The organism is Azospirillum sp. B510 (assembly GCF_000010725.1).
GTDB classification, from domain to species: Bacteria; Pseudomonadota; Alphaproteobacteria; order Azospirillales; family Azospirillaceae; genus Azospirillum; species Azospirillum lipoferum_B.
Map to the genome: position 1 here is coordinate 525,001 of NC_013854.1, position 19,406 is coordinate 544,406.

At 66.9% G+C, this 19,406-nt stretch carries 9 protein-coding genes, 2 rRNA genes and 3 pseudogenes (1 of these 14 running past the window's edge); 4 read left to right on the forward strand and 10 right to left on the reverse strand.

Annotation, left to right across the window (positions count from 1 at the left end):
- A 23S ribosomal RNA gene (locus AZL_RS02450) occupies positions 1-628 on the forward strand (it extends 2,117 nt beyond the left edge of the window).
- A gap of 136 nt (positions 629-764) precedes the next feature.
- Positions 765-880 (forward strand): 5S ribosomal RNA (gene rrf, locus AZL_RS02455).
- Between the two features lie 330 nt (positions 881-1,210).
- Here the strand turns inward: rrf and AZL_RS02460 are convergent.
- The 7 genes and pseudogenes from AZL_RS02460 to istA form a co-directional block, all read right to left on the reverse strand.
- Entirely contained in the window at positions 1,211-2,551 is a 1,341-nt protein-coding gene (locus AZL_RS02460; RefSeq protein WP_012973088.1) for an IS1380-like element ISAzs3 family transposase, read from the reverse strand.
- 199 nt (positions 2,552-2,750) lie between these two features.
- Positions 2,751-2,963 (reverse strand): hypothetical protein, encoded by a 213-nt coding sequence (locus tag AZL_RS02465; RefSeq protein WP_012973089.1) that lies wholly within the window; start codon positions 2,961-2,963, stop codon positions 2,751-2,753.
- Positions 2,964-2,969: 6 nt separating this feature from the next.
- Positions 2,970-4,614, reverse strand: a protein-coding gene (locus tag AZL_RS02470) for an IS66-like element ISAzs20 family transposase (protein ID WP_076611226.1) whose coding sequence is annotated in 2 segments (ribosomal slippage) — positions 2,970-3,843 and positions 3,842-4,614 — 1,647 coding nt in all. Because the reading frame shifts where the segments join, the coding sequence is not laid out codon by codon here.
- A gap of 82 nt (positions 4,615-4,696) precedes the next feature.
- Entirely contained in the window at positions 4,697-5,044 is a 348-nt protein-coding gene (tnpB, locus tag AZL_RS02475) for an IS66 family insertion sequence element accessory protein TnpB (RefSeq protein WP_012973092.1), read from the reverse strand.
- Positions 5,041-5,433, reverse strand: a complete 393-nt coding sequence (locus AZL_RS02480; protein WP_012973093.1) for an IS66-like element accessory protein TnpA — start codon at positions 5,431-5,433, stop codon at positions 5,041-5,043. Before AZL_RS02480 ends, tnpB begins: the two co-directional genes overlap by 4 nt.
- A gap of 295 nt (positions 5,434-5,728) precedes the next feature.
- A pseudogene (istB, locus tag AZL_RS02485) lies at positions 5,729-6,485 on the reverse strand (IS21-like element ISAzs2 family helper ATPase IstB).
- A 10-nt stretch (positions 6,486-6,495) separates the two neighbouring features.
- The gene (istA, locus tag AZL_RS02490) at positions 6,496-8,010 is read right to left on the reverse strand and encodes an IS21 family transposase (protein ID WP_012973096.1); all 1,515 of its coding nucleotides are present in this window, start codon (positions 8,008-8,010) and stop codon (positions 6,496-6,498) included.
- A 177-nt stretch (positions 8,011-8,187) separates the two neighbouring features.
- Between istA and AZL_RS02495 the strand changes: the two are divergent.
- Positions 8,188-8,412, forward strand: a pseudogene (locus tag AZL_RS02495) (IS256 family transposase); the annotation flags it as partial.
- On the opposite strand, the gene AZL_RS02500 reads toward AZL_RS02495, so the two are convergent.
- From AZL_RS02500 to AZL_RS02510, 3 genes are all read right to left on the reverse strand, one after another.
- Positions 8,381-9,388 carry a hypothetical protein gene (locus AZL_RS02500; RefSeq protein ID WP_042442393.1) on the reverse strand — a complete coding sequence of 336 codons (1,008 nt, stop codon included), beginning with the start codon at positions 9,386-9,388 and terminating at the stop codon, positions 8,381-8,383. The pseudogene AZL_RS02495 and the gene AZL_RS02500 overlap by 32 nt on opposite strands.
- An 87-nt stretch (positions 9,389-9,475) precedes the next feature.
- Positions 9,476-12,901 carry an ATP-binding protein gene (locus AZL_RS02505; protein ID WP_042442395.1) on the reverse strand — a complete coding sequence of 1,142 codons (3,426 nt, stop codon included), beginning with the start codon at positions 12,899-12,901 and terminating at the stop codon, positions 9,476-9,478.
- On the reverse strand, positions 12,901-14,163 hold the full coding sequence (locus AZL_RS02510; RefSeq protein WP_012973100.1) for a metallophosphoesterase family protein: 1,263 nt from the start codon (positions 14,161-14,163) through the stop codon (positions 12,901-12,903). The genes AZL_RS02505 and AZL_RS02510 overlap by 1 nt, the downstream gene beginning before the upstream one ends.
- A 1,169-nt stretch (positions 14,164-15,332) precedes the next feature.
- On the opposite strand from AZL_RS02510, the pseudogene AZL_RS02515 reads away from it, so the two are divergent.
- A pseudogene (locus tag AZL_RS02515) lies at positions 15,333-19,397 on the forward strand (DUF4011 domain-containing protein); the annotation flags it as partial.
- Between the last annotated feature and the right edge of the window lie 9 nt (positions 19,398-19,406).

A 19,406-nucleotide genomic window follows, 5' to 3' on the forward strand; every position in this document is an offset into this window, starting at 1 on the left:
CCTCCCAAAGTGTAACGGAGGCGCGCGATGGTGGGCTCAGAGCGGTCGGAAATCGCTCGTCGAGTGCAATGGCATAAGCCCGCCTGACTGCAAGACTGACAAGTCGAGCAGAGACGAAAGTCGGCCATAGTGATCCGGTGGCTCCACGTGGACGGGCCATCGCTCAACGGATAAAAGGTACGCCGGGGATAACAGGCTGATGACTCCCAAGAGTCCATATCGACGGAGTCGTTTGGCACCTCGATGTCGGCTCATCACATCCTGGGGCTGGAGCAGGTCCCAAGGGTTCGGCTGTTCGCCGATTAAAGTGGTACGTGAGCTGGGTTTAGAACGTCGTGAGACAGTTCGGTCCCTATCTGCCGTGGGTGTCGGAGTTTTGCGAGGATCTGTCCCTAGTACGAGAGGACCGGGATGGACATACCTCTGGTGCACCGGTTGTCACGCCAGTGGCATGGCCGGGTAGCTAAGTATGGACGGGATAACCGCTGAAAGCATCTAAGCGGGAAACCCACCTCTAAACCAGAGCTCCCTTGAGAGCCGTGACAGACCATCACGTCGATAGGAGGCATGTGGAAGGGCGGCGACGCCTGAAGCTAAGCCTTACTAATCGCTCGATCGGCTTGATCCCAACCCCACACAACCGCGCCATGCGCAGCAGCAAGTCTGCTTGACGCAAAAAAAGCCGGTTCGATACATCCTCATCCTCACTTGCACGTTCAAGCATATGCCTTGTTGGAAGGAGCGTCGGTCTTGTGCCTCGGTGACCTGGTGGTCATGGCGAGGTGTCAAACACCCGATCCCATCCCGAACTCGGCCGTGAAAAGCCTCCGCGCCAATGGTACTGCGTCTTAAGACGTGGGAGAGTAGGTCGCCGCCAGGTCGCTCAGGCACAAGAGACAATCTCTCCAAAAACAAGCTGCTTGCTTCTTCAAACTCAAAACCGAAAGGCCCCGCACTCAATATGAGACGGGGCCTTTCGCTGTTGGCAGATCAGAAACGCGCCGGTAGGCGTTGCCTGTGTATGCATGCGGTGAGCTTGCTAGCCGCCTTTATTCACCAGGGTGGCGAGCGGTCTGGTCGCCGCGTTGAGATGATCAACGTTGGGCTGTATGGGCGCGCGTCGTCGGCCGCCGCGCTGACGGCGGCGTGACGGTGTCGGAGTTGGTGGTGGAGGGGATTGGGTGACGGCTGGGGCACGCTGCCCCGGTGCTCAGCAGATGAGCCGGGGCATGCGGCCGAGGGCGAGGTGGATGATCGCCTGATCAGGCGCGCTGGTCGGCAGGTGCACCTTGATCTGCGTCTTCATCTCCACGATACGCGCGGCGGTCTTCACCAAGCGCAGCCGCAAGGTGTCGAATTGCACCGTGCGCCAGCGGGAGCGTTTCGGCATCAGCGAGCGCAGGCTCCACAGCAGCCAGTACGCCCCGGCGTGCAGGAACAGGCGGAACTGGTTGGCCGTCGCCTTGGTGCAGGAGGTCCGGTCTGCGGCAAGGTGGGATTTCCAGGCTTTTATATGATTTTCCGCCTGTCCCCTCGCGCAATACAGGCCGGCATACAGCCAGCGACCCGTGCCGTGGCGTAGGTTGGTGACGATGAAGCGGCTGTCGGTGCCCTGGTCTCCTGCCTCGACGCGCGCGACGATGCGGCGGACCCGGCTCCAGGTGCTGGCCCCGTCATAGAATTCCTTGAAGCGGCGCACCTTGTCGGCTCCGGGCATGGCCTGGAAGCGCGCCGCGGTGCTGGCCTCCAGCGTGGTGACGTGACGGCGCAGTGTGCTGCTGGTCGGCAGACCGAGCACGTAGTCGAGCCCCTCCGCCTCGCACCAGTCCAGCACCTCCGGGCAGGCGTAATGGCCGTCGGCGCGCAGCAGGATCTCGGTCTTGGGCCAGTTTGCCCGAATGGCGCGGAGCAGGCGACGCAGGAAGGTCCGGATCTCCGTCCCCTTGGGCCGCTTGGCTGGGCGCAGCACAGCGGTGACAAAGCGGCCGTTGCCGTCGAAGACAACGATGGGCTGGAAGCCGTACTCGTCATAATGGGCGTTGAACAGGCGCAACTGCTGACCGCCATGCACCGTGTCGAAGGTGTCGTCTACATCCAGCACGATGCGCTTGGGCACCTGGCGAAAGGACGCGCAGTAGAGATCGACCATGGCTCGGCCCATGCGCAGCAGTGCGCGGGTATCCGGCAGGTTCTCCAGGCGCGAGATGGTGGCTTGCGAGCAAAGGTCACGCTCGGACGGCAGGCGTTCCAGGGCCATCTTGAACAGCGGGTCGGAGCGTAGGCTGCCGGCGTCGTTGCCGTCCTCGTAGCCCGCCGCGATGGCCAGCAGGCGAAAGCCGATGATGTCGGCCAGCGAATGCACGGTGCGCGTTGGATCGCGCGGGTCCTCAATACAGGCGGCCAGCCGATCGGCAATCCGCAGCCGCTTCGCCACCTCCCGCAGCACCAGCAGCCCGCCATCGGAGGACAGGCGGCCGCCATCAAAGCGCCCGATCACCGGCTTTCCAGCAACGGGTGACAGGCCGGGCAGCGGCAGGGTATGATCAACCATGGCGGGTGGGCGCTCCGGAAACGGCAGGAGTTGGCGTCAGCACCCAAATCCTACGGCCGCTCAACGGATGCCGCTACACCCGCCAACCCTCATGAATTTTCCCGGCTAGAGCTCGGAACGTGTCAACGACTGTGAGACAGCCCGAGTTATGAATTAGGCGTACGCATCCGGTGAGTGACGCGGGTGCGGATCGAATCGTTCAGCGTGCTGCTCGGTGGATTTGGATGAGTTCCTTAAGGCTTTCGACGCCATCTTCGGTCAGGGCATGGAACCACTGCTCGCCTGGGCCGAACACGGCCAGGCAACCGTCCTCCGGCTCCAGCTCGATGGCAATGTCGATCAGCCATTCGACGTCCTCGCCGAGGATCTCGGCGACGCGCTCCATGGTCACGAGGTTGCGGGTTCTGGCCATGGTTCCTCAGGTCGCCGTGGTCGCCTCGTGCAGCCGCTTCCATTCCCAGGGCAGCAGTTCGTGCAGCTTGGTCTGCGGCAGATCGTTGATGCGGGCCAGGACGTCGGCCAGCCACGCCTGGGGATCGATGTCGTTCATCTTTGCCGTCACGATCAGGCTGTACATGGCGGCGGCGCGCTGCCCGCCTCGATCCGATCCGCAGAATAGCCATGCCTTCCTGCCAAGGGCGATTCCACGCAACGCTCGTTCGGCAGCATTGTTGGTCAGGCAGACCCGTCCGTCACGCAGGAAGCGGGTGAAGCCTTCCCAGCGGGTCAGCATGTAGTCCATCGCCTTGGCCACCGGCGCGTGCTTCGACATCCCGGCCCGGGCCGTTCGCATCCAGTTTTCCAGTTCCTCGACCTGGGGCTTGGACAGCTCTGTGCGCACCGCCAGACGGTCGGCTGCCGAGCGCCCGAGGGCTTCGCGCTCGATGTCGAACAGCGGGTCGATGCGCCGCACCGCCTCCAGCGCCAGCGGAGAAATCGGGGGCGCCCCCTTGCCGCGCCGCTTGTTGGCGGCGATATCGGCGAGTTCGAAGAATTTCCGACGCGCGTGCGCCCAACACAGGACCTCGGCCACGGGCTCCGGCTGGCGGCTCGCGTCGTAGAGGCGGTTGTATCCGGCATAGGCGTCGGCCTGCAGCACTCCGGCCCAACCGGCCAGATGTGCCTCGGGATGCCCGCCGCCACGGTCGCGGGAGTAGTGGAACAGCGCCGCCGGTGCCGCCGCGCCCGCGAAGGGGCGATCGTCGCGCACATAGACCCAGATGCGGCCGGTGTCGGTCTTGCCCTTCGCCAGCACCGGCACGGTCGTGTCGTAGCTTCGCTGGCCCTTCGGGCTCGCCGTGCAACCGCTCCGCCGCCAGCACATGCGCTGCGAGCCGGTCGAGCAGCGGCTTCAGCACGCCGCAGGCCGCCCCCACCTGGTCGGCCGCGGTGGACAGGCTGATCTCCATGCCCTCCTTGGCGAAGCGCTCGCACTGGCGGTTCAGCGGCTGATGCTGGCCGAACTTCTCGAACAGCAGCGTGGCCAGCAGGTTCGGCCCCGCCCAGCCGCGCGGCGTGGTGTGGAACGGTGCCGGCGGCTGGCTGATCGTCTCGCAGTCCCGGCAGGAGAATTTCTCGCGCACCGTCTGGATGATTTTCCACCGCGCGGGAATGCGCTCGGCCGTCTCGGTCACGCTTTCACCCAGCTTGCACAGCCGGGTCGAGCCGCAGCATGGGCACACCGCCGGCGCCGGGATCACGACGCGCTCGCGCGGCAGGTGCGCCGGGAACGGCTTGCGCGACGGCGCCTTGCGGGTGATGCGGGCCGCGCCGGTCGCCTCGGCCACCTGTTCCGCCGCCAGATCGTCCTCGCCGACGCTTGCCTGCGCCTCCTCCAACTGGAATTCGAGCTGGCCGAGCAGTCGGGAGGTCCGTTCGGAGCGCCGGCCGTAGAGGTCGCGCTGGAGCTTCTCGATCTGGAGCTTCAGGGTGGCGATCAGCGCCTGGTCGCCGGACCGTTCGGCCCGCGCCTGGGCGGCGTCCGCCTCGGCCAACGCAGCCCGGCCACGCGCTTCGATCAGCGCGGCGCGCAGGGCGTCGATGGTGTCGGGCAGGGCGTCCATGGGGCCGGATTGTACCCGGAAACCCGCACCGATCCTCGCTCTTCCCGCCGGAGAGCGGCGGGTTGATTCACTGTGCCGCAGCCTATCCGGCCGAGCGCGGTCTCCAAGTCTGCTGCGGATTGCGCCAGTCGATGGCGTCGAGCAGATACGCGAACTGGGACGCGGAAATGGCCACGGCTCCGCTGGCCGGGCTGGGCCAGATGAAACGGCCCCGTTCAAGCCTCTTGGCGTACAGCGACATGCCGAGCCCGTCATGCCACAGGCACTTCACCATGTCACCGCGACGTCCACGGAAGACGTATAAATCGCCGGCATGGGGATCGCGGCCAAGACCCTCCTGGACCTTCAGCGCCAGAGAGTTCATCCCGCAGCGCATGTCGGTGACCCCGCCCGCCAGCCAGACCCGAACGCCCGAGGGGACCGGGATCATGCCGACCGTCCCGACAGCGCGGCGATCACCGTGCCGACCAGGGCCGGATCGACCGGGCCGGTGATGCGCAAGCGCGCCGTCGCGAATTCGACCTCGATGAGACCGGCTGGTGGGGCCGCTGGCGCCGCTGTCGGCTCTGCCACCTCCTCCGGTGCCGGAGCGTCGGTGGCGACGGTGATCGGCATGAAGGCGGGCAGCCGGGGCTGCTGACCGAAGAACTGGCGGCGCCAGCGGTACAGCAGGCTGACGTCCACGCCCAGGCGCCGGGCGACTTCGGTCGCCTTGACGCCCGGCTGGAACGCCTCTTCGACCAGCCGCAGCTTCTCCTCGTCGCTGAACTGCCGCCGCCGCTCCTGGCCCGTGATCACCTCGACGCGTTGGATAGTCATAGGGACTGCCATAGGGATAGCCATAGGGACAGGCACAATGATTCAGCTTCCCCGCTCGGTCACAAGGCGGCGCTCGGCGGAGGGGTACGCTATAGCGTTGTGCGTTTCATATTAAACGCACAACGCTATAGAGCTTCGAGGGTTGCGTATTTCGGCGAATTCGCCCAGGCGTTTCGGTTGAAAGCGCCCACCGTTTCGGCGAAGCCGCCCACCCGAATTGAAAGCTGGTGGGTGCCGGGGCCGAACCCTGGATTTACGTTATGAAGGTTGTGGGTTTAGTTGCCAAGCACCGGCCTTAGGTGTCGGGGGTTTCGCAGGCGGCGTCGGCCTTGGTGCGGCGCATGGGGTCGCCATGCAGGTCGATGCGGTAGGCCCGGTGCACGAGGCGGTCGAGGATGGCGTCGGCGTAGGTGGCATCGCCGATGAGCCGATGCCAGTTGGCCACGGGAACTTGGGTGGCCAGCATGGTTGCGGCCCGGTCGTGGCGGTCGTCGATCACCTCCATCAGGTCCAGGCGCTGAGCCGCGGTCAGCTCGGTCATCGCCCAGTCATCCAGGATCAGCAGGTCGAGCCGGGCGATCCGTCGCAGCAGCCGGGCGAGCGAACCGTCCAGGCGGGCGGTGGCCATATCGTCCAGCAAGGCGGGTCAGCCGGGTGTAGAGTACGCTGTGGCCTTCCCGCGCCGCCTGGTTGCCGAGTGCACAGGCCAGCCAGGTCTTGCCGATCCCGGTCGGGCCGGTGATCAGAACCGGCCGGTTCTCCGTCACCCAACGCCCGGTGGCCAGCTCGCGCACAACACCGCGGTCGAGCCCACGCGGGGTGCGCAGGTCGAGATCCTCCAGGCAGGCAGTCTGGCGCAGCCGGGCGCGCTTCAGCCGGCTGGCGAGTGCGGTGTTGGCCCGCTCCGCCGCTTCCCGCTCGATCAGCGTGCCCAACTGCTCGTCGAAGGCCAGTTGGCCGCGATCGGGCAGGCGTTCCAGCGCCTCCAGCCCCTTGGCCATGCCGTACAGCCGCAACTGGCGCAGCCGCTCGTGGTTGACGTGCTTCATCATCGTGTCTCCGTCAGTGATAGTAGGAAGGGCCGCGCAGATTGGCGTGCTCGCCGGCACCGGCCGGGTCCGCCGACGTGGCGGGGGGCGCCGCCAACCAGCGCTGGACGTAGCGGTAGGATCCGACGTTGGCCTCCAGCGCCGCCTGGCAGGCCTGCTCCAGCCGGCTGGTGCCGTGGGTGGCCGCTAGGCGGATCAGGCCGATCCCGGCCCGCACCGCCTGTTCGGGATGATCGGCGCCGGCCAGGATGCGCGCGAACAGCAGCGCGGCGGCCGGGCCGATGGCGGCCAAATCGGCCTGAATGGTGTCGGGGGTGAAGCGGGCAACGGCCCGGTGGTTGACAGGGCGATGGGCGTCCAGCGTCACGGTGGCGCCATCCTGCCGGCGGACATGGCAGGCCATCCGCTTGCCGCGCAGGAAGACGCTGATCACGCCGGCAGTGCTGTGCACGTCGACCGTCTTGCCGATCAGCGTGTCGGGCACTGAGTAGACGCCGCCGTCGAGGGCGAGATGATAGTCGGGCGGCACCTTGTGGCGAGCCCAAGTGCCGGGCACGAAGCGGTCCGGCGGCAAGGGGCGCAGGGTCGGCTTCTCCTCGGTGGCGAACAAGCCGGCGCGCGTGTCCTGTGGCCTGCGGCTCAAGGGAGCGGCGTTGAGGGTGGCCAGCTTGTCGCGCAAGGCTGCGTTGGCAGCGTCCAACGTGGCGAAGGGCGTATCGCGCAACGGGGCCAGCACCCGCCGCTCGACCTGCTGCACACCGTTCTCGGCGCTGGGCTTATCGCGTGGGCGCCGGACCCGGGCCGGCAGAACGGCGGTGCGGTAGTGCCGGGCGAGATCGTGATAGGCCGGGTTGATCGCCGGATCGTAGAAGGAGGCGTGGCTGACGCCGACCTTGAGATTATCCGGCACCAGCTTGCCCGGCACGCCGCCCAGATGTTCGAACAGCCGGACGTGCGAGGCCAGCCACTCCTCCGCCTGCTGGGTCCAGGTCGCCTCGGCATAGACGTAGCCCGAATACGGCAGACAGGCGACAAACACCTGGGCCTGTCGCGCCTCGGCGCCGAGCCCGACGCTCAGCGTCATCCCGGCGTAATCGACCTCGATCGCCGCCCCCGGCCGATGCTCCCGGCGCAGACGCGGCTCGGCATGGGCACCCTGCCATGCCCGGAAATGCTGGACGAATTGGGTGTAACGATAGCCGCCGGGATGGACCTCCAGGTATTCCTCCCACAGCAGCCGCAGCGTTACGCCACGGCGGCTGAGTTCACGGCTGATGTGCTGCCAGTCAGGCACCGGGCGCGCCGACGTGACCGGAGGCGGGAACAGCCGCTCCTCCAACTCGATGTCCGTCCAGCCCAGCACATCCGCGTACCGCAGCCCGGAGGCCCGTAGCCGATCCAGGTAATCGCGCACGGTGCTGCGCGGCAGCCGGCAGGCATCGGCAATCTGCCGTTGGCTGGCGCCGAACTCATCCCGCAGACGAAGGACTTCTCTGATCCGCCGCATGTCCGAACTCGCTCGGGGCATCCCGATCCTCCTTGGCCTGTGCCGTGGAAAGATCATGGGGATGCCAAAGGCTGGTTCGGACCCTGACACCACCACCCCTACGGGTGGGCGAATTCACCGAAACGGCTGGGCGCTTTCACCGTTCTGCCCGGGCGCTTTCCGCCGTTCCCGTTGGGTGCTTTCCGCCGAAATATGCAGAATCCCATCGAAAGCGTGTTCGCCACCGTCCGCCACCGGACCGTCCGCACCAAGGGCGCGCGCTCACAAGAAACCGCCAAGCTGATGGTTTTCAAACTGATCACCGCCGCTTTGAAGACCTGGCGCCGTTTGCAGGGCGAAAACCAGTTGCCCAAGGTCATCCAGGGCGTCACATTCCGCAACGGCATCGAGGTCACCGAGCCCGCGTCACAGAACGCCGCCTGACCAGACCGTCACCCAGTTTCCCGCATAGCTCGGCGCGGGCAAATGCATCATGGAGACCAGCCGTGTCGAGGGAGGGCTCTGGCTCCGCTTCCAGTATCGGCAGGCTGGCCGGAGTTCGCTTGAGCAGTTCATCCAGCTTGTCGTGGGCACTCTCGACACTCTCCGCCACGGCACGAACAGGATCCGGCGAATGAGCCCTGCGCAGCAAGCAGCCGGTGTCCCGCAGCCGCATCTCCAGCCCGGCGCGGTCGATGCCCTTGCGGTTGGCCGACAGGCTCTTCGGTGCGTGGCACAGCGTCACCCACGCCGTCCTTGCGTTCTGTCCATCCGCGAGAACTCGATTGCTCAGCACGGTTTCCATCGCCGTGCGGCCGTGGGTGCCGTCGCCAAGCTCCAGCACCGTAACCCGGACAAAGGCCAGGAAATGCCGCAGATCGTCGTCGGTCGCGACGGACTTGAATTCCTCTTGCCAGAGGGCGCGCAGGAGACTCAGCAGACTGGTCAGCGCCTGCTTTTCCTTCGTGTTGGCAGCCGCGCGTTCGATGGATGCCGCCGGCGGCAGGCCTGCCATCCGCGACAACACCTCGCGCAGACGAGCGCGGACGGTCTCTGGGCTTTCCGGCCCGACGGCAAGCACGATGCGGTCGCGTGCCGCATCGAGAGGACGGTGTGGATCGGTGGCCCCGGCGGCGTGCTGGCGCAGGAACTGCCGCCAGGTCTTGCCCATTTCGGAGGCCGGACGCGCGGAGTGCTCGATCCGTTCGTCGGTGTCCTGGCCGGTTTCGCTGGCCACATGCTCGAGCGAGGTCGAGTTTGGTAGCCCGAAAGGTGTTGCTCCGGCGAGCAGGTGGACGAAAAGATCGGCGCCCACCTCATCCTGGAAGCGGCCGCCCCCGGACATGGCGGCGCCACCGGCACTCTGCCGGTCGGCCTTGCCGCCGACGTTGCTCCCGCTGGACTTTGGTGCTTTTGCCATGATCACTGGATAACCGCAGGGTGATTATGGGTTTTCCCTGTGGTATGCCCTATTATGCTGGCTGACGGAACCCGTCGCCGATGTTGTTCACAACTCAAGTCGCGCCAGTCCGTCGACCGCCTGCCCCATGTTGCGCAAATGGGCATGATGGGTGAAGAACAGCACCTGCGTCGAGGCGGCAAGCCCAGCAAGGACGTTCAAACCGGCTTCCGCGCGGTCGTCGTCGAAATTGACGAACAGGTCGTCGGCGATGAAGGGAACCCGCACACCAGCGGCAATCGACTGTTCGACCGCCGCCAGTCGCAGAGCGAGGAACAGCTGATCCCTCGTGCCCTCGCTCATGCCTTCGATGGAGACAAGGGTCTCCCCATCCTGCCGCAGCCCCAGCAAACGCGGTGTCGATGGATCGTGATCGATCCGGAAGTCGACGAAGCGTCCGAGGGTCAATGTGCGGAAAAGCGTGCCGGCGCGCGTCAGCAACGGCGCCTGCCGGCGCGCGCGGTATTGTTCGACCGCGCGGCTCAACAGAAGCTGCTGCGCCCGTTTGAGCACATAGAGGTCCGCCTCGGCCTTCATGTCCGCCTTTGCCGCCTCCGCGTCGGCCGCGGCATCGGCCGCGCCATGGGAGGACTGGCCCAGGCTCTGGAACACCATCCGGGCCTCACCAAGCGCATTGGCCGCTTCGGCCACCTCCTTGTTCAGCGCTTCTAGCGTCTGGCCCAATGTGGCCGACTGGGAGGCCACCATGTCGGGATCGCAGGCTTCCCAGGCGGCGATGAGATCGGCAAGCGGCAGAGCGTCGCCATCCGCGACGATCTGCCGTTCGGCCTCAGCCAGCCGGGCAAGGCGTTCCTGATGGGCTTTCGACCGGTCGAGGAGCGGAGGCAGAAGCGCGACCTCGGCAACTTCGGCGCGGTTCATGAAGGAGCCCAGGCGATCGAGTGCGATGGTTCGATCGATGGCGGCGCGATCCATGTCCGCCTGATGCTTCTTCCGCTCGGCCTCCAGCGTCTCGACCTCCTGTGCGACCGAACGCGCCTTGGCCAAACGCTCCCGAAGAGCGTCGAGCGTCCGCATCGGGTCTGCCTGTACGTCCATCTGCGCGTCGGCTGCCAGCGCCTCCACCTCCGCGTCGAAGGACTTGCGGTCCTTGCCGATGATGTCGAGCCTGCGGTCGTGTGCGGAGATTCCGTCAAGGATGCCCCGCAATTCCTCGACCAGTTCGAGCCAGTGGTCGATACCCGCGATGTCCGCGGCGATTCCCAGCCGCGCCGATGCCTCGGTCCAGTCGGTGACCGCAGCCTGCAAGGCCCGGCGATCCTGGATGTCCTGCCGCTCGCAACGGGAGATACTCTCCTCCAGGGCGGCGAGCTTGGCGTTTTTCTCGCGGAACGCCTGCTCCAGGATCTCGCCCTTCATCCGTTCACGGTCGGCAGCCGCCAGCAGCGGCGACAGCCGGTCGTTCTCCGGCGAAACCGTCAAGGCCCTTGCAAGGATGCCGACCGCTTCGGCCCTGCGTTCCATCAGGCGCGCGGCCTGCCGCCGGGCCTCGGCCGTCTGGCGATGAAGATCCAGCGCGGCGCGACGTTGGGCAAACCAGGCGCGCAGCCTCAGCGGCGTCAGGGGCGGCAGTCCTTGCGCGCGAAGGCGGTCTTCCCAGGAGATCGTTTGTGCGGATAGCGCGCTCTCAGCCTCCTGTACGGCCTTTTCCGCCTGCTGCCGCGTCAAATCCAGGAGGGCCTGCTGGTGGTCCAGGGCAGTCAGGCGCGCGGACTCCTCGGCGGTCGCGTAGCGGCGGTCGGCGATGGCGTCGGCGTCCTGAAGCGCCGCCGTGAAATCGTCGCCGAGCGCCTGGGCCTCCGCGGCGCGGCCCTGCCGCAAATGGGTGCCGATGGCCGTCCACAGATCATCCCGCGCCTGCCGCGCCCTAAGAACCTTGTCCGCCGACACCGCCTGCCCGGTTTGAGCCAGCAAGCCGCGCTGGGTTCCGAGCTGTTCGATCTCGTTTTCCAAGCGGCGGAGTTCGGCCTGGTCGCTTTCCAATCTGGTGGCGAGCTTGAGTTCCGCATCGGAGGCGGCCTGGAGTTCTCCATCATCGAATTCGCAGAGCATGGCCAGCCGGTCGGCGCCGCCCTGCCAAGGAGCAAGGGCCGCCAGCGCCAGCTGCGTCTCGGCGTCCGCGCGCTCGATGTCTGCCTGGGCTTCGGCACAACGGTGGTCGATGTCGTCGCCCAGCCCACGGGCAAGACCGATCACGGCCCGGAGCTCGTCCAGCCCTTCGGCGACGACCGCGTCGGCCAGGTCCTCGCGCAGTGTCCGGGCATCGGTCCGCAGGTTTTCGAGCTCCCCATCCCGCGCCCCCAGGCCGTCGGCGAGGCTGAGGTGACGTTTGGCGATGTCGCGAAGCTTCCTGACCTCAAGGCCGGATGGCAGGTCGCCGGGTAGGGTCAGTTCCGTGCGCAGGGATGTCGCGCGTTCCAGCAGCCCTTGCCGCTCGACCGTCAGCCGGTCCAGATCGGTGACATCCTTGGTGATCCCGCCCCGCTTTTCGATCAGGCGCTCGATGTGCTCGCCAAGCGCGGCGATGGAATCTGGTTGGAGCCGGCTCAGCTTTTCCGCCATGTCGTCGCGGTGCCGCTTGGCCGCATCATGGGCTTCGCCCGCCTTCGTCAGGGCCGCCAGCAAGGTCCGCGCCGCGGTATCCTCCGCGGGTGAGAAGACGGTCACCGCTCCTTCCGCGGCGATCTCGGCCAACAGGGCGGCCCGCGACCGCATTGCGGTGCCGATGCGGCGCAGCCGTTCGGCGTCGTCGCGCTGGGCGGTCAGCGTATTCTGCCGTTGCAGCAGATCCCGAAGGGTCTGTTCGCAAGCCTCGACCTTCGCCTGCGCGTCGGACCATTCCTTGGGTCTGAGCTGCGCCTCGCGCATGGTTTTCAAACAGGCATCGAGTTGCCTTTCCGCGGCAACGAAGGTCCGACGGGCGGCAGCGCGCTTGCCCCAGATCGCATCCAGTTCGTTGTCGAGCGCCTCACGAACCTTGCTGATTTCCGTCAGTCCGGATCCGGCGGCGAACAGGGCCTGCCCCAGATCGTCCGAAGCCTGAAGCATTGCTTCGCCGCCGTTGCGCAGTCCGGCTTGGTCCAGGCTGAAGCCGGCGCTGAAGGTTTCGCGGTTCAGGCCGTGCAGCAGGGCCGACAGTTGACCTTCATCCAGGGGGCGGTCCGTCGCATCGATCAGGCTCTGGTCTCGGGACTTGCGGCGCCGGCAGGCCAGGTGCCGTCCATCCTCCTCGAGCACCGCGCCGATGCGCAGAAGCGCGTAATCGAAGCGGAAATTGAAGGGGCTGCGCATCGGAAAGCCGAACAGCAGGTCGGAGACGGCCGAGAGAGTGGTCGATTTTCCCGCCTCGTTGGGGCCGTAGACCATATGGAAATCGGGAGCTCCCGCCTGGAAGGGCAGGCGGCAATCCTCGAAATGGCCATAGCGTTCCAGATGGAGTTCGGCAAACCGCATCACTCTGTCTCCTTACCGGTGAGGCGGGCTTCCAGCGCACTTCCCGCAATCGCCAACAGAGCCTGCCAGTCGTCCCGTGTCGCCATGGCGGCGAGGCTGTCCTCGTCGAATTCCCCGGCCCTGGCCGCCGCGGTCAGGAAGGGAAGGAGGTCCGCCTTCAGGTCCTGGGCCAGTTCCGGCGATTGGCGGACCTCGGCCAGCAGAGCCATGATGTCCTCCGCGGCCCCGTCGGCGACCGGCGCCGAACCGGGCATGGTGACGTCCAAATGAACCTTTTCGATCCACAGGTCCGGCGCGACCGCGGCGGCCAGGGCGCGCACGGTGTCGCGCTGGGTCGCCCGTCCGTCCTGAAGTTTGCCGGCCAGGGACGTCGAGCCGGTCAGCACCACACGGGCGACGGTCGGACGTCCGTCGGACAGTTCGGCATGCCGGTTGGCGAGGGCGGTGCGGATCGCGGCGTCGATCTCGTCCGGCTTGCTGATTCCGGTGCAGTCCACCTTCACCCGAAGCCAGCGCACGGTGTCCAGCGGCACATGGGTCAGACGGGCGACGGCGCCGTCCTCCACCTCCACATGGACAGCCCCCTTCGGTCCGGTCTCCCGGATGTTCCGGCCCTGGAGGTTGCCGGGGAACACGATGTAGGGCGATTCGGCGACGACGGTGAAGTCATGCACATGCCCCAGCGCCCAATAGTCGTAATGGCGGGCCCGCAGATCGTCGATGGTGCAGGGTGCGTAGGTCGCGTGTCCCGGATGGCCAGTCAGCGCGGTGTGAAGAAGGCCGATGTTGAAATGATGCTCCACCCGGTCGGGATAGCCGGCGGCGAGATTGTCGGTGACATGGGCATTCGGAAAGCTCTGCCCGTGGATCGCGACGCCCAGATGGTCGATGACGTGGGTGTGCGAGCGGCGCGGCCTGAACTGCTTCACGGTGTCCGGCCAAGGCAGCGACCGGGTCAGGGCGGAGGCCGCATCATGATTTCCGGACAGCCAATAGACCGGGATGCCTGCCGCCGCCAGCCTTCCCATCGCGCGGGCGAAGTAGAGACCGGTGCCCATGTCCTTCCAGTCGCCGTCGAACAGGTCGCCGGCGATCAGCACGAAATCCACCGCCTGATCGCAGGCATAGGCGACCAGATTGTCGAAGGCCGCCCGCGTCGCGCCACGCACTTCCTCCGCCGGCACCCCGTCGTAACGTGACAAGCCGTGCAAGGGGCTGTCGAGGTGGATATCGGCTGCGTGGAGGAAGTGGAAACTGCCCATAGCCAACCCTCGATTTTCGAATATAGTGCGAAATCACTCTACTTCAGGCGGTGGACATCATCATGGAATCGACCGTAGGCGTCAACGTTATGGAGTCTCGTACTGAAACAGCGAGTTCCGCGCTGGCGATCGACGCCGTGATCACTCCCAAAATCAGCTTCGCCACCCATCAGAGCGCCGTTCCTGTCCTTCGTGATCTCCGCCTGATCAACCTGGGTGGAGAGCCGCTGCAAAACATCGTGGCCGAGATCCTGGCCGACCCGCCGGTCTTCGAGCCGGTGCAATGGCGCATCGACCGCATCGCCGCAGGTGGCGAGGCGCACATCACCAAGCGCGACCTGCGGCTGAACGCCGGATTGCTGTTCCAGTTGAACGAAGCGATCCGTGCGACGGTGACGCTGCGGGCCACGGCGGAGGGCATGGATGGCGGCGATGCCGCCGAGCGCGTGCTGCCGGTCGAGCTGCTGGCCCGTAACGAATGGGGCGGTGCCTCGGCGATGCCGGAACTGCTGGCCGCCTTCACCCTGCCGAACGACCTGGCCGTCAGCAGACTGATCAAGGCGTCGAGCGACGTGCTGCGGCGCGGCGGCCGCCCGGACGGCATCGAGGGATACCAGTCGAAGAGCCGCACGCGGGTGCATGAACTGGCCTCAGCCATCTGGTCGGCCGTGGCGTCCCTGCGCCTGACCTATGCCGAACCGCCGGCCAGCTTCGAATGGCAGGGACAGAAGGTGCGTTCGCCCTCCCAGATTCTGGAGACCGGGCTGGGGACGTGTCTCGACACGGCGCTGCTGTTCGCGGCGGTGCTGGAGCAGGCCGGCCTTTATCCGGTGATCGTCGTTACGCGCGGCCATGCCTTTGCGGGCGTGTGGCTGCAACCGCAGGAGTTCGCCACCCTTCTGGTCGATGACGCCGCCAGCCTGCGCAAGCGCGTGGCGCTCCAGGAGCTGGTGCTGTTCGAAACCACTTTGGCCACCGGCGGGCACCCGTCGCCCTTCTCGCGCGCCATCGCCCAGGCCAACCGCCAGATCGACGAGGAGCGCGAGGGCGAGTTCGTCATGGCGCTCGACATCCGCCGCGCCCGGATGCAGCGCCTGCGCCCGTTGGCTCTGGCGGAAGCCGCATCGTCGGGGACGGGGCAGGGGACGGCGGAAGCCGACATCGTCCCGATGGGGGATGTCCTCGAAGCGGCTCCGGCCCTGCCCGATTTCGATCTCACCGAGTCCAGCGAGACGCGGGACGGGGTCGCCACGGCGGAAGGACGGCTGGACCGTTGGCAGCGCAAACTTCTGGACCTCACCACGCGCAACCGGCTGCTCAACGTCAAGCCGGGTGCGACCAGCATCCGCCTGATCTGTCCCGATCCGGCCACGCTGGAGGACAGGCTTGCCGACGGCGCCAGCTTCCGCGTCGTGGCGGCCCCGGCGATGGACGGGGGGGCCGGCCGCGACACGAATTTGCACCTCCAGCGCACGGGAGAGGAGCTGGAGGCCGCCTATGCCCGCGACGCCATGGAGCGCGGCGAGATCCTGTCGCCCATGCCGACCGACAAGCTCGATGCGCAACTGGTCGACCTATACCGCAAGACACAGCTCGATCTGGCAGAGGGCGGCGCCAACACGCTGTTCCTCGCGGTGGGCTTCCTGGTCTGGAAGAAATCCGGCAGCGACACGCGCCATTACCGCGCCCCGATCATCCTGTTGCCGGTGAAGCTGCAAAGGCGCAGCGCACGGTCGGGTGTGCGTCTGTCCAGCCACGAGGACGAACCACGCTTCAACCTGACCCTGTTGCAGATGCTGCGCCAGGATTTTGAACTCGACATTCCCGAGCTGGCCGGGCCGTTGCCGGTCGACGAGTCCGGGATCGACGTTCCGCGCATCTGGACCCTGGTCCGCCGGGCGGTGCGCGACATGCCGGGCTTTGAAGTGGTCGAGGACGTGGTGCTGGGCGCCTTCTCCTTCGCCAAATACCTGATGTGGAAGGATCTGGTCGACCGCACCGACGCCTTGAAGCGCAATCCGGTGGTGCGGCACCTGCTGGAAACGCCACGCGACGCCTATGCCGGCCAAGGGGAGCCGCCCCAGCCGTCAAAGCTGGACGAGCTTGTCGCGCCGGAGGAGCTGTTCGCGCCGCTCGCCGCCGACTCCTCCCAGCTGGCGGCGGTTGTCGGCTCGGCGCAGGGATGCGACTTCGTGCTGGATGGCCCGCCGGGCACCGGCAAGTCGCAGACCATCGCCAACATGATCGCCCACAATCTGGCGCTTGGCCGCACCGTGCTGTTCGTCGCGGAAAAACGGGCGGCTCTGGACGTAGTCCATCGCCGGCTGGTTGCTCATGGCCTTGGTCCGTTCTGCCTTGAGCTGCACAGCAACAAGGCATCCAAGCAGGATGTCCTGCGCCAGCTCGACGCCGCATGGACCACGGCGGAGGTGCCGCCGGCCGAGCTGTGGAGCCGCCGCGCGGCCGAACTCAAGACCAGTCGCGATCGGCTGAACGATTTCGTCCGGGCGCTGCACCGGCGGCACGCCAACGGCCTTACCCTCTATAGCGCCATCGGGCGGGTCGCCCGGGACGGCGCGGCCGCCGCGTTGCGTCTGACGTGGACGAGAGGGATGGAGCACGCTGAAACAGATCTGGAAAGCCTGCGGGACACCGCCCACAGGCTGGATCTGCACCGCGCGACGGCATCGCCGGAGAACCGGGCCGCCTTCGGGCATATCGGGCGGACCGAATGGTCGAACGCTTGGCAGGCCGAGTTGCTGGCCGCTGCCGCCGCGCTAGCCACCGCCTCCAAGACATTGGAGTCGGCCCGCGCCCGGCTCGCCGACGGGCTCGGTACCGCTGTGGGTGGAGACCGGCGCGGCCTTGCCGCTGCCGCCGCCCTGGCCCACGCCCTGGGAGAGGTCGGTGAGCTGAATCTGGGATTCGCCTTCACGCCCGATGCGGCCAGGATGATCGAGCAGGGCACGCGGGTGCTGCCGTTGCTCGGTGCATATCGGACGGAGGCCGCGCTGCTCTCTCGCCCGATGGATCCCGAGCGGGTCAAAGCCATGCCCCTGGCGGAACTCGATGCCGAATGGGCAGCGGCGGGCGAGGCGATCTGGCCACTGTCGTCGCTGCGGAAGAAGGCGGTGGCGAAGCGGCTCGACCCCAGCGGGACCGCTGATCCGGAGACCGATCTTCCCCGGCTGCGCCGGTTGCAGGAAATCCTGGCCGAGATCGACGGCCTTCCCCAGGCGCAAGCGCTTCCCGGCTGGCGCGGAGTCGCCACCGATCCGGACCGGCTGGACCGCAAGCTGAAGGCTGCCGGAACGGTGCGGGCGGCGCTTGGCGGTGCTGCGCAAAGCCCCGATCAGCTGATCGCCCTGCGGACATCGCTCAAGCGGCTCTGCACCGAGGCCGGTGACCTGCTGGCCCCCGAAGGGGTGGTCGGGCAGGCGATGCGGCAGTATCTCGACAGCCATGCCGCCTTCCTGGATGCCAAGGACGCGTTCGAATGCACCGCCGGTGCGCCGGAACCGGTCGACGGCGCCGATCTGTTGGCGGAGTGTCAGACCATCGCCGCGGCGATGGCGGCGCGGCCGACGCAGCTGAATGCCTGGACGGCGTGGCAGCGCGCGCGGCAGGCTGCGGTGCAGCAGGGATTGGACGGGCTGGTGGCGGCGGTGGAGAATGGCACCGTCCCGCCCGGCCTTGCGGCGGAGGCCTTCGACATCGCCTATGCCCGCTGGTGGGCGGACTGGGCGATCGACATCGAACCGCTGGTTCGTGACTTCAACGTCACCGAACACACGGATACCATCGGCCGCTTCCGCGCTCTGGATCACGAGTTCGGCGAACTGACGCAACTCTATATCCGTGCCCGGATCGCCGGCGGCATCCCGGCCAAGGACTCGAAGTCGCCGCCCGCCGGCTTCGGCACGCTGGCGCATCAGTTGAAGCTGCAGAAGCGGCACAAGCCGGTCCGCCAGCTGGTGGCGGAGATTGGGCCGGCGCTGACCACGCTGACCCCCTGCCTGCTGATGAGTCCGCTGTCGGTGGCACAGTTCCTGCCGCCGGAGATGCCGCCGTTCGATCTGGTCATCTTCGACGAGGCATCGCAGATCACGCCGTGGGACGCGGTGGGCGCCATCGCCCGCGGCCGGCAGCTGGTGGTCGCCGGCGATCCCAAGCAGATGCCGCCGACCAGCTTCTTCGATCGCGGTGCCGGTGCGGAGGACGATGACAGCGAGATCGAAACCGATCAGGAAAGCATCCTGGAGGAGTGCCTGGGCGCCCGCCTGCCGCAACGCCGCCTGACCTGGCATTACCGCAGCCGGCACGAAAGCCTGATCGCCTTCTCCAACCACCGTTACTATGACGGCGACCTGATCACCTTCCCCGCCCCGGTGACGCGGGAGACGATGGTCAGCCTGCGGCAGGTCCCCGGCGCCTGGTCGCGCGGCAAGAACCGCAACAACCAGACCGAGGCCGAGGCGGTGGTGAGGGAGGTTCTGCGGCGCCTTCTCGACCCCGCCTTCGTCGATGAACGGGGCAACCGCCTGACGCTTGGGGTCATCACGCTGAATTCGGAACAGCAGAAGCTGATCGAGGATCTGCTGGACCGCGCCCGGCGGCGCTACCCCGAACTGGAGCCCTATTTCGCCGAGGATGCGCCTGAGCCCGTCGTGGTCAAGAATCTGGAGACGGTCCAGGGCGACGAGCGCGACGTGATCCTTCTGGGCATCGCCTATGGGCCGGAAACGCCCGATGCCCCAACGATGCCGATGAATTTCGGGCCACTGAACCGCGACGGCGGCTGGCGGCGACTCAACGTCGCCATCACGCGGGCGCGTCGGGAGATGGTCGTCTTCACCTCCTTCCCGCCCAACCTGATCGATCTCAACCGCACCAGCTCGTCCGCCCTGCGGGATCTGCGGCATTTCCTGGAATATGCGGAGCGGGGAACGCGGACCTTGGGGGAGGCGGCCGGCGCGTCCGCCGGTTCGGCGAACTCCCATTTCGAGCAGGCGGTTGCACAGGGACTGGGCGGGCGCGGCTGGACGGTGGTTCCGCAGGTCGGGGTGTCCCGCTTCCGCATCGACCTCGGCGTGGTGCATCCCGATCGTCCGGAAGATTATCTGATCGGCATCGAATGCGACGGTGCGTCCTATCACGGTGCCGCAACGGCGCGGGACCGCGACAAGGTGCGCGAGGCGGTGCTGAGGGGACTGGGCTGGTCCCTGGCGCGGGTATGGTCGACA